Raw genomic sequence first — 10,636 nt, forward strand, 5'->3', positions numbered from 1 at the left:
GTCGGCGTCGGGGACCAGCTCGGGCGGGACCGCTCCCATCGTGCGGACCCAGCGCGCGAGTTCGTCCGCCGGGGCGAGCACCTCTCCGTCGACGGGCAGTGAGTCCAGCGGCACCGCGTGCAGCGCGGGAAGGATCTCCGCGGCGCGCCGCATCCGGGCGGCCGCGAGTCCCGGCTCGACCGCCGGGTCGTCCAGGACCGGCTCGAGTGACTCCCCGCGCACCAGGTCCATCGCGAACCAGGCTGGCGACTGGTCGTCGGTGGCCCGGATGCCGGGAACCGGAACGGCGGTGTCGGCGAGCGCGGACATGATGCGAGCCTGCCGGAGCATGTCGTGCCGTCCGACGGCCTTCTGTCCCGGAGGCACCGACTTGATCACGAACTCCTCGGTGGCGCCCGCGATACGGTACGTCAGCCCGGAATGTCCTCCCAGCATGGGATCGAGCGGCCCGAACGGCCCCTCGACCCCCTGATCCACGAGCCCGGTGATCACCCGGTCGCGCAGCCGCGACTCGTCGGTGCTCGCGTCGTTCGTGCTCGCGTCGTTCGTGCCCGCGTCGTTCGTGCTCGCGTCGTTGGCGGTCTCGGAGGTCGTCATGGCCGTGGCTCCCGGGGAAGACCGAGCACACGCTCGGCGAGGATGTTGTGTTGGATCTCGTCGGTGCCACCCGCGATGCGGTAGCCGGGGGCGCCGAGGACGTGTTCGGTCCACGCCCAGGTGCCCCACTTCTCGCTGCGGAGGCTCAGTTCCGGGCCGAGGAGCAGCCGTACGGCCTCGGAGGTGCGGGCCATCGTGTCGGTGGCGAGCAGCTTGCCCACCGACGCCTCGGGGCCGGGCTCGCGACCGGCACCCACTGCCGCCGCGACCCGCATGCCCACCAGTCGCTGGACGAAGCTGCGGGTGACGAGGTCGGCGACCGCGTCCCGCTCCAGTGCGTCGAGTTCGCGACCGGCGTTGCGGGCCAGCTCGACCGCCTGGTCGGCGTTGTCCAGCCCGAGGTTCCCCGAGTCCAGCCGTTCGGCCGCCAGGACGGTGAGGGCGACCTTCCAGCCCTGGCCGACCGGGCCCAACCGGAAGCGGTCGTCCAACTCGACGTCGTCGATCAGGACCTCGTTGAACGAGGTCCCGCCGGTCATCTGCCTGATGGGGCGGACGGTGACACCGGGGGCGTCCATGGGGACGATGAACATGGTGAGGCCCTGGTGCTTGGGCACATCCGGGTCGGTGCGGCACACCGCGACGCCGTAGTCGGCCACCCTCGCTCCGGAGGTCCACACCTTGGAACCGCTGAGCACCCAGCGTCCGTCCTTCTGCACGGCGCGGGTGCGCACGGCGGCCAGGTCGGAACCGGCCTCGGTCTCGGAGAACAACTGGCAGGCGATGAGGTCGGTCCGCAGCATCGCGCGGACGTACTCCGCGCGCTGGTCCTCTGTCCCCCATTGCGCGATCGTCGGGGCGATGAGCTGCTGGGTCACCGGGAACATCTCTGTGCGCTGGGGGAGGTCGTAGTCCGCCTCCAGCCGACGGAAGGCCAGGTCGTAGGCGATCGGTAGGTCCCGGCCACCGTACTCGGCCCCCCAGGTGACGGCGCCGTATCCGGCGTCGAACTTGGCCTGCTCGTAGCTGCGGCGTCGGTCGGTCTCCTCGCGTTCCTCCTCGGCGGACCAGTTCTCGAACACCACGACGCCGTCTGGGCCCTCGCCCCAGGGTCGCGACTGACGGGGACTGGCGATCGACTCCAGCCACCGGCGGGCCGAGTCGAGGAATCCCCGGATCCCGTCGGGATGCCCGGTACCGTGCTGGTCGTCGCCGCTCTGATCTGTGACGAGCTGGTCGGTGGTGGTGCCGGTCATCCCCGGCCTCCTTCCAGGACGGTGCACGCGCTGATGCCGGGTGCGCCGTACACGTGGGTGAATCCGAGCCGGGGTGCGCCGGGGACCTGACGGTCACCGGCCTCGCCGCGCAGTTGGGTGACGATCTCGTGGACCTGACGCAGGCCGGAGGCGCCGATCGGTTCGCCGTTGGCCAGACACCCGCCGTCCGTGTTGACGGGCAGGCGGCCGCCGATCTCGGTCTCCCCGCGCTCGAGCAGCCCCTCCTGCTCCCCGTCCTCGCAGAAGCCGCACTCGGCCAGGTGCATGATCTCCGCGCCCGACTCGGTGTCCTGGAGTTGGGCCACGTCGATGTCGGCCGGGGACACGCCCGCCGTCTCGAACGCTCGACGTGCCACCACGGTGCTCACGCTGCTGGGCTCGCCCTCGCCCTGGACGGACGGGGCGAAGACCTCGAAGGACCCGAACGGCCGGGTGCCCGTGGAGACCGCGCGGACGGCGACCGCGCGGCCACCCATCCGGGCCGCGACCGACTCGGAGGCGAGCAGGATCGCGGCACCGCCCTCCCCCGGGTTGCAGAACATGAACTGCGTGAGCGGGTCGTTGACCATGGGCGAGGCGGCGATCTCCTCGAGTGACTTGGGATCGCGCCGCCAGGCGTTCGGATTAATACTGCCGTTGCGGTAGGCCTTCTCCGCCACCCGGGCCAGCGAGGTCTCAGAGATGCCGTGACGGGCCATGTACCGCGTGATCTTCATGGCGAAGAACTGGGTGGTGACCATCAGTCCGTGGGTGCCGTACCCCTCGGTCAGACCCCACTCCTCCGGCTTGGGGTCGAACGCACCGCGGGGGTGCTTGTCGAACCCGACGGCGAGCGCCACCTCGGCCGCGCCGGAGCGGATCGCGTTGATGGCCGAGACGAGGGCGCTGCCCCCGGTCGCGCACCCGTTCTTGACGTTGGTGAAGGGGACCCCGGTCAGGCCCAGGTCGGTCACGAGCGTGTCCGCGAGCCCGGAACCGTCACTGCCGCCGAAGGCGATCTGGACGTCGGACCACTGCAGGTCCGCGTCGGCCAGCGCGGTCCGGATGGCAGTGACGGCCATCTGGCGACCGGTGACCCCGTCCTGGCGGCCGAACTTCGACAGCCCGGCGCCGACGATGTGTACGTCCGACATCAGACCTCCTCCTCGGTGGTTACGGCGGTGGTCGTCGAGGCGTTCGTCGTGAGCGCGCCGGCGAGCGCGAAGCTCGGTACCGGATCGGACCCGACCAGGACGACCTCCCGGCCGATCAGGTCGACAGGTGAGGTGCCGTCCAGCAGGGCTTCGACCTTGACGCCCTCCGGGAGTTCGACATAACCGACGGCGTAGGGGCTGAAACCCTCGGCCGGCGGCACGTACGGCGGCGACTTCGGGGGGAACCGCTGGATGGTGGCGGTCCACACCGTGCCGGTGGTGGACAGGTCGATCCCGGTGGTCTCGGACCCACCGCAGCGCTGACAGCTCACGGAGGCGGGAAACGCCACGGTCTCGCAGTGCTCACACCGACTCCCCCGCAATCGCGGTGAGAGGGTCTGGTTCTCGGTCATCGTGCGCACTCCTTGTTCCGTAGACGTTTCCCGCTCCGTGATGAGACCGTCAGATCAGCGGCCGACCCACTTGGGCTCACGCTTCTCGAGGAACGCCTGCACGCCTTCCTTGCCGTCTGCCGACTGCAGGGCGTTGCCCACGGCGAGGTGCTCCATGATCATGAGCGACTTGACGTCGGCGTCGAGGCCCTGATTGATGGCCATCTTGGTGAGCTTCATCATGAACGGGCTCTTGTCGGTCAGCGTCCCGATGAACTGCTCGACGCACGCATCGAGCTGGTCGGCGGGGGCCGAGTCGTTGATGAGATCGAATTCCTTGGCCTCCTGGCCCGAGAGCAGCTTTCCCGTGAGCATGAGCTCCTTGGTCTTGCGAAGTCCGATCATCCGCGGGAGGCGGTAGATGGGGCCGGCGCCACCGAAGAGGGCGCGACGGATGTGGAAGTCGCCGATCTTGGCGTCGTCCGAGGCGATCGCGAAGTCGCACGAGATCATGAGCTCGAAGCCACCGGCGGTGACGTAACCCTCGAGGACGGCCACGGACGGCGTGTTCATCGAGTAGAGGCGGTCGCACACCTGGGCCGAGAGGACGCCGACGTCCATGGCGTTGGTGGTGCCGACGAAGTCGCCCAGCAGCTCGTTGAGGTCGAAGCCCGAGCAGAACTGGTTCTCCACGCCGCGCAGGACCAGGACCTTGAGCTCCGGGTCCTCGTCGACCTCCTTGATGATCTCGTCGAGGCGGTGGAGCAGCTCCACGGTGACGGCATTCTTGACGTGCGGGCGGTTGAGCCACACTCGGGCGACGTCGCCGTCCTTCTCCAACAGAACGTGATCGGTCTGAACCATGATCTTTCCCTTTCGTGGAAATTCCTGAACTGGATTCAGTTCATGTTTACCGTGTCGTGATGGTCTAGTCAACCCTTCGGCTGAACTTGGTTCGATCGGGTCCGTGACGGACCGGTTGTGGCAGTTCAGACCAGTGAAGGGGTCTGAGTGAGCGGGTAGATCTTGAGGCTCTCGGAGCGGAAGCTGATGACGACCGGTTCGCCCCTCTTCGACCGGCGGAGCCAGTCCCCGTGGACCGCGGCGGAGGCGCGCAATCGGTACTCCTCCGGCCCCGCACCCACCTGCACGTCGTAGTACCGGCCACCGAACTCGGCCGACAGCAGCGTGGCGTCGAGCGTGATCTCGCGGTGCGAGACGTCCTCGTTCGGCCGGTGGAGACTGATGTCATCCGGCCACAGGCGGGCGGATACGGCTCGGTCGTCGCCCGTCTCGCATCGCAGGGGCAGTTCGGTGCCGGCCGCGGTGGTCCATTCCAACCCTGAGCGGTGGAGCTCGAGCCGGTTCGACATTCCGATGAAGTCTGCGACGTATTCGCTCACGGGGTGGTCGAATACGTCCTGCGGAGTCGCGAGCTGCTCGATCTTCCCCTGCTTCATGATCGCGAGGCGATCCCCGAGCGCGAACGCCTCGGAGTGGTCGTGGGTGACGAACACCGCGCCGAACCCCAACTCGTCGTGCAGTCGGCGGATCTCCGTGCGCACCTGGTCCCGGAGCAACGCGTCGAGGTTGCTGAGCGGTTCGTCGAACAGGACCAGGTCCGGCCGCGCCGCCATCCCGCGAGCGACGGCGATCCGCTGCTGCTGGCCACCACTCAGCTGCGAGGGGTAGCGGTCGAGCAGGTGGCCACAGTCGACCATGTCGGCAGCCTGCTCCACGCGTCCTGAGTTGAGCGCCTCCTTCATCTTGCGAGCCTTGAGCGGGTACGCGATGTTCTTCCGCACCGTCATGTTGGGCCACAGGGCGTAGGACTGGAACACCATCCCGATGCTCCGCTTGTTGGGCGGGACGTTGACCCGGTCACCGGAGTTGAACATCGGCGTGCCGTTGAAGGTGATCGACCCCTTCTCGGGAGTCTCGAGGCCGGCGAGACAGCGGAGCGTGGTGGTCTTGCCGCAGCCACTCGGCCCGAGCAGGACCAGGAACTCCCCGGCGTCGATCTCCAGATCGAGTTCGTCGACGACGACGTTGTTCCCGTATTGCTTGGTGAGACCGGAGATCTCGATTTTCGCGGTCATTGGTCTTCCTCACATTCACGCCGGCGGGATCGCTCGGCTCGGTCACCTATGAACAGGGCGGGCACGCGCCCGCGGGACGACATCACAGCTTCTCCAGCACGTTGCGTCCGCCGATCAGCATCGCCACCGCGACGCCCGCACCCGTGACCGCCGACATGAGGATCGCCATGGCCGCGACGAGGGTGTAGGAACCGTTGCTCCAGTGGTCGTAGAGCAGGGTGCCCATTACCTGGGTGGTCGCGGAGCGGACCATGAGCGAGGCCGCGAACTCGTGGGTCAGAAGGATGAACATCAGCGCGATAGAGCTGAGGATCGTCGGCCGGAGCATCGGCAGGGTGATCCTCGCCATCGTCGCCACCGGGCCGGCGCCCGAGACCGCGGACGCTTCTTCGTACTTGTCACCCATTGAGATGAGCGCGGTCAGTTGCATTCGGGTGGCGAAGGGGACCATGAGCACCACGTACACCAGGATGATGACGGCCTTGGTCCCGTAGAGGATGAGCGGCGGCTCGGTGTAGGTGAGCAGGAACCCGACACCGAAGATGACGGCGGGGATGCCCATCGGCAACGCCGTGATGAGGTCGGCGACGGTGCGCAGGATGCGCAGGTCCTGTCTCCGCACCATGAGGTTCGCGACCCCGAAGCCGATGGGCACGCAGATCAGCACGGCGGCTATCGATGTCACGACACTCGTGACGACCGAGTCGACGATGCCCGGGGTGGTGACCAGAGCCCTGTAGTTGCTCAGAGTGAACAGGTCCCAGGACAGTGTCCCCGACCAGAACGGCGTCAACGACACGATGATCACACCCGCCAGCGGCAGGACGAGGGCGACCAGACCATAGATGGAGACGATCGCGGTGGCCCAGTGCGAGGACCCTCCGACCGGGGAGAAGGACTTGCCCCCGTGGGTGACGAACCGGGTCTGGTTGCCCAGGAGCGCCCGCTGGCCGAAGACCACGATGATGCCCATGATGACCAGCGGGGAACCCGCCGCCGCGGCGGCGGCGAAGTTGATGGGCGACTCTGAGGCCCGGAGGTACATCTCGGTGGCCAGCACCTTGACTCCCTCGTTCTGGCCCAGCAGAAGGGGTGCGGTGAACTGACCGAGGCCCAGCAGCAGTGCCACACCGGCTCCGTAGACCAGCGACGGTCGCAGGAGGGGAAGGACGACCTTGAAGAACGTCCCGATGGTCGTGGACCCGGCGATCTGGGCGGCCTCGAGGTGCTCGCCGCTGATGTTCTGCATCCCGGCGCTGACGAAGAGGTACACGAACGAGGTGAGGCTGAACCCGGTGATGATGATGATCCAGGTGGGGCTGTAGACGTTCACGGGCCCCGAGTTCAGATCACTCCACCAGGGCAGCATCCGGAGCAGGATGTTGACGTAACCGGGGCCCGGGGAGAGCAGGAACGCGAATCCCACGACGTTCGCGACCGACGGGATGACGATCGGCAGGATCGGGACCAGACGCAGGAAACCCATGCGTCGCGGCAACCGGGTGGTCGCGAAGGCGAGGACGGTGCCGCACACCATGGCGATCACCAGCGAGAAGAACGCGAGTGCCGCGGTGGTCTGCAAGGTGGTGACGATGTCGGCCCGGCCGTACTGCGATCGGTAGCCGGCCGCACCGTTCTCGAACGCCAGAGACTGGAGCTTGAAAAGCGGCCAGACCACCAGGTACGCGAGTACGAGGATCAATGCCGCGTACATCACTCGGTGTCGCCACAGCGACAGCGGACCTGAACTTTTCATGTAGATCGGACCTCAACTCGGAGTAGTACGTTGCGGGATCAGCGGATGGCGGGCGACCGGCCCGCGGCGAGGGGGAACCTCACCGCGGGCCGGCCGGTACTCAGCCCAGGAACAGCTGTTCCCACTGGGCCTGATACGCCTGGACGGTCTCGGGGTCGAGGGTGTCGGGATCGCCGAGCTCCACGTCCTGCGCGGTGACGGTGGAGCCCGGGACCCCGGTACCCGGGACGTCTGGGAGGACCGAGAGGTAGTCGGCTGAGATGGCCTCCTGGCCCGCGGGCGTGATGAGGAAGTCGGCGAGGAGCTGCGCCGCGTTCGGATTCGGCGCCGAGGCGAGCACGTGCGAGTACCAGGGCACGCCCCAGGGGTTCTCGGGAAGAGCGAAGTCGACCGGAGCGCCCTTGTCCTTCTCGGTCAGGACGTTGCTCGCGGCCATCGGTGCCACCCACACCTCACCGGAGGCCAGCGCCTGGGTGATCGCGACCGCGCTGGCGTAGACGCGCGGGTTGGTGTCGGCCAGGCGATCCAGGAAGTTCTCGCCGTAGTCCACGTCGATCTTGCGGTACATGTCGACATAGGTCGGGATGCCGTTCGGGTTCTGGATGCCGACCTTGCCGTCGAACCGGGGGGCGAGGGCGTCGTCCGGCGTCGCCAACCCCTCGGGGACCTCCGCCGTGTTCCAGCCCAGGCCGAACACAGTCGCGCTGGTGAGGAAGAACTTGTCCTCGAGCACGCTCTCCTCGGGGTCGTAGTCGGGGTTCTCCAGCGAGGGGGCCACGACCTCGGCCGAGTAGTCGGTCTCGAAGCTGCGGTTGATCCACCCGGCGTCCGTGGTCATGTGGACGTCCGCGACGCCGGAGCCGGTCGAGTTCTCCACCTCGATCTTCGGCAGGATGTCGGCGTCGGTGCCGCGCACGTAGGTGAGGGTGATGCCGGGGTACTCCGCCTCGAACGCCTGCTTGAGCGCCTCGAGGTTGTCCGGGGAGTGCGTGGAGTAGATCGTCACGCTCCCCTCGTCCTGGGCGGCCGTGACGATCTCGTCCCACGAGCCCGCGAGTTCGGAGCCCGATCCGGAGTCCGAACCGCACCCTGACAGGATCAGCGCGAGCGCTGCCCCACTGGCGACGGTGGCCTTGATTCTGTAAAAGCGCATCGCTTCCCTTCCTGTGGCGGCTACTCCCGCGAGAGCCGAATTGAACTAACTTCAGTGAACTGTATGACCCACGTCACGTGAATGCAAGAGCCAGCGCCCGTTAACATTGCCGAATCCGTGGTGAACACGCCGTCAGCCGAGGAACCTCCGCTCCCAGACGGCGACGTACTCCTCCACCGCCGTCGCCTCGAGGGTCTCCGGGTCGGCGAGCTCGATATCCTGCGCGACGACCTCCGAACCGTCGACCCCCGTCCCCTCGATCCCCGGGAGCGCGGCGATGTAGTTCTCCGAAAGTGCCGCCTGCCCAGCCGGAGTGAGCATGAAGTCCGCGAGCACCTGGCCTGCGTTCGGATTGGGCGCGGCCGAGAGCACGTGCGAGTAGAACGGGATGCCGATGGGATTCGCGGGCAGCGCGAAGTCAACGGGCGCGCCCTTGTCCCGCTCCGCCAGGACGTCCATGGACGCCCCGGGCGCAGCCCAGATCTCGCCCGACGCGAGTGCCTGGGTGATCGCGGGCGCACTGCCGTAGATCCGGGGGTTGACCTCTGCGAGCCTGCCGACGAAGCCCTCCCCGTAGTCGACGTCCATCCTGCGGTAGATGTGCACGACGGCGGGGAAACCAGCGGGGTTGACGACGCCGACCTTGCCGTCGAAACGGGGATCCAGCAGCTCCTCGGGGGATCCGAACCCGTCGGGGACATTGGCCGTGTTCCAGGCCAGGCCGATCGAGGTCGCGCTGGTCACGAAGAAGGTGTCGTCGAGCACCCCGTCCTCCGCACGGTAGGCCGGGTCGTCGATCGCCGGCGCGACCACCTCCACCGAGTAACCGCCCGAATCGAGGCTGCGGTGGATCCACCCGGCGTCGGTGGTCATGTGGACATCGGCGACGCCGTTGCCCGTCTGGTTCTCGACCTCGACCCTGGGGATGAGGTCGGAGTCCGTCCCGCGGACGTAGTTCAGCGAGATCCCGGGGTACTCCGCCTCAAAGGCGGACTTCAGTGCCTCCAGGTTGGCCGGGGCGTGATTGGAGTAGATCGTCACGCTCCCCTCGTCCGTGGCTGCCGCAACGATCTCGTCCCACGAGCCCGCCAATTCCGGGGCTTCGCCTCCGCCCGAGCTGCAACCCGCCACCACGAGCGCGGCGGAGACGAGCCCGGCCAGCGCGGTGGTCACCTTGGTGCGTGTCATGAATTAACTCCTCGCGAATACCGCGAGCCCACTGAATTGAACTCGCTTCAGCACACTGTATGAGAGAGCTCACATGATGTTCATGTTTTGACCATGACGCGTTCCCGGCAGTCGCGTCCCCGGAGCCGGCCGTTTCATACGGTGAAGCGCCCCCCGTTGCTCAACAGCACGGCGCCGACGACGTTCGACGCCTGATCGGACGCCAGGTAGGTGATGCTCTCCGAGAGCTGCTCCGCGGTGGCGTAGCCGATCGCCGCGCCCTCGTTCATCCGCGTGCGCACGGATTCGGGCGTCCGGGCAGCCATGGCGGTGTCGACCGGACCGGGGGCCACGGTGTTCACCCGGATTCCGAAGTGGATGACCTCCTTGGCCACGGACTGGCTCAGCGCGTGGACGGCCGCCTTGGACGAGGCGTAGTGCGGGTAGCCCACGAGGGTGTCGAACGCCGCCGACGACCCCACGGTGACGATCGCCCCTCCCCCGCCGGGGCGCATCGCCCGGACCGACTCGCGCAGGATGTGGAAGGTGCCGTCCAGGTTGACGGCGTGGATCCGCCGCCACGTCGAGTCCTCGAGACGGGACAGCACATCCACCGGCTCGCCCGTCTCTGCCGCCTCGTAGATGTGCTCTTTCGCCACGGGGTCGTCGATACCGGCCGCGTGGACGACCACGTCCACCCGCCCGTCCCCGGTCATGATCTCCGCGAAAAGGCTGCGAACCGCGTCCGGGTCGGCCACGTCCACCCCGTGGGCGGCGCCGCCGATCTCCGCGGCGACGCGCTGCGCCGCCTCCTGCGCCAGGTCCACCACGTGCACCCGGCGCGCGCCTTCCGCGGCGAGCTGCCTCGCCACGGCGGCTCCGATACCCGACGCGGCCCCCGTGACCACGGCCACCTTCCCCGCGAACCGGCCCTGCTGTGCCACAGTCATTGTTCGATCCTCTCGTCGTCCTTGGTGAACTTTCGTGTCCGCCGGGTCCGTCACATCGACACCACCAGGCGGCCGGTGACCCTGCCCTGCCGCAGCCTGTCGATCCCCTCGT

The 10,636-nt window shown here is 67.8% G+C and carries 10 protein-coding genes; all 10 read right to left on the minus strand.

The window, feature by feature from the left end:
- The coding region (locus tag G6027_RS18895; protein ID WP_241727086.1) for a phosphotransferase at positions 1 to 597 on the minus strand (597 nt) is incomplete at its 3' end.
- The gene (locus tag G6027_RS12495; RefSeq protein WP_182637459.1) at positions 594 to 1,853 is read right to left on the minus strand and encodes an acyl-CoA dehydrogenase family protein; all 1,260 of its coding nucleotides are present in this window, start codon (positions 1,851 to 1,853) and stop codon (positions 594 to 596) included. The genes G6027_RS18895 and G6027_RS12495, both read right to left, overlap by 4 nt.
- The gene (locus G6027_RS12500; protein WP_182637460.1) at positions 1,850 to 3,007 is read right to left on the minus strand and encodes a thiolase family protein; all 1,158 of its coding nucleotides are present in this window, start codon (positions 3,005 to 3,007) and stop codon (positions 1,850 to 1,852) included. The genes G6027_RS12495 and G6027_RS12500 overlap by 4 nt, the downstream gene beginning before the upstream one ends.
- Complete coding sequence (locus G6027_RS12505) at positions 3,007 to 3,420, minus strand: OB-fold domain-containing protein (RefSeq protein WP_182637461.1); 414 nt, start codon at positions 3,418 to 3,420, stop codon at positions 3,007 to 3,009. Before G6027_RS12505 ends, G6027_RS12500 begins: the two co-directional genes overlap by 1 nt.
- A 54-nt stretch (positions 3,421 to 3,474) precedes the next feature.
- A complete protein-coding gene (locus tag G6027_RS12510) occupies positions 3,475 to 4,263 on the minus strand; it encodes an enoyl-CoA hydratase/isomerase family protein (protein WP_182637462.1) in 789 nt (262 codons plus the stop codon).
- Between the two features lie 125 nt (positions 4,264 to 4,388).
- Positions 4,389 to 5,498 carry an ABC transporter ATP-binding protein gene (locus G6027_RS12515; protein ID WP_182637463.1) on the minus strand — a complete coding sequence of 370 codons (1,110 nt, stop codon included), beginning with the start codon at positions 5,496 to 5,498 and terminating at the stop codon, positions 4,389 to 4,391.
- 82 nt (positions 5,499 to 5,580) lie between these two features.
- Positions 5,581 to 7,254, minus strand: coding sequence for an iron ABC transporter permease (locus tag G6027_RS12520; RefSeq protein ID WP_182637464.1), 1,674 nt, complete (start codon positions 7,252 to 7,254; stop codon positions 5,581 to 5,583).
- A gap of 100 nt (positions 7,255 to 7,354) precedes the next feature.
- Positions 7,355 to 8,407: an extracellular solute-binding protein gene (locus G6027_RS12525; protein WP_182637465.1), complete on the minus strand. Its 1,053-nt coding sequence runs from the start codon at positions 8,405 to 8,407 to the stop codon at positions 7,355 to 7,357.
- A gap of 132 nt (positions 8,408 to 8,539) precedes the next feature.
- On the minus strand, positions 8,540 to 9,595 hold the full coding sequence (locus G6027_RS12530) for an extracellular solute-binding protein (RefSeq protein ID WP_182637466.1): 1,056 nt from the start codon (positions 9,593 to 9,595) through the stop codon (positions 8,540 to 8,542).
- 134 nt (positions 9,596 to 9,729) lie between these two features.
- A complete protein-coding gene (locus G6027_RS12535) occupies positions 9,730 to 10,524 on the minus strand; it encodes an SDR family NAD(P)-dependent oxidoreductase (protein WP_182637467.1) in 795 nt (264 codons plus the stop codon).
- Positions 10,525 to 10,636 lie beyond the last annotated feature (112 nt).

Origin of the sequence: Dietzia sp. SLG310A2-38A2, from assembly GCF_014145095.1 — a bacterium.
Lineage (GTDB): Bacteria > Actinomycetota > Actinomycetes > Mycobacteriales > Mycobacteriaceae > Dietzia.

What these genes read in the sequence shown, in the direction of transcription:
- G6027_RS12495 (WP_182637459.1), bottom strand. Translation starts at nt 1,853, where the DNA reads ATGACCGGCACCACCACCGACCAGCTCGTCACAGATCAGAGCGGCGAC.
- G6027_RS12500 (WP_182637460.1), bottom strand. Translation starts at nt 3,007, where the DNA reads ATGTCGGACGTACACATCGTCGGCGCCGGGCTGTCGAAGTTCGGCCGC.
- G6027_RS12505 (WP_182637461.1), bottom strand. Translation starts at nt 3,420, where the DNA reads ATGACCGAGAACCAGACCCTCTCACCGCGATTGCGGGGGAGTCGGTGT.
- G6027_RS12510 (WP_182637462.1), bottom strand. Translation starts at nt 4,263, where the DNA reads ATGGTTCAGACCGATCACGTTCTGTTGGAGAAGGACGGCGACGTCGCC.
- G6027_RS12515 (WP_182637463.1), bottom strand. Translation starts at nt 5,498, where the DNA reads ATGACCGCGAAAATCGAGATCTCCGGTCTCACCAAGCAATACGGGAAC.
- G6027_RS12520 (WP_182637464.1), bottom strand. Translation starts at nt 7,254, where the DNA reads ATGAAAAGTTCAGGTCCGCTGTCGCTGTGGCGACACCGAGTGATGTAC.
- G6027_RS12525 (WP_182637465.1), bottom strand. Translation starts at nt 8,407, where the DNA reads ATGCGCTTTTACAGAATCAAGGCCACCGTCGCCAGTGGGGCAGCGCTC.
- G6027_RS12530 (WP_182637466.1), bottom strand. Translation starts at nt 9,595, where the DNA reads ATGACACGCACCAAGGTGACCACCGCGCTGGCCGGGCTCGTCTCCGCC.
- G6027_RS12535 (WP_182637467.1), bottom strand. Translation starts at nt 10,524, where the DNA reads ATGACTGTGGCACAGCAGGGCCGGTTCGCGGGGAAGGTGGCCGTGGTC.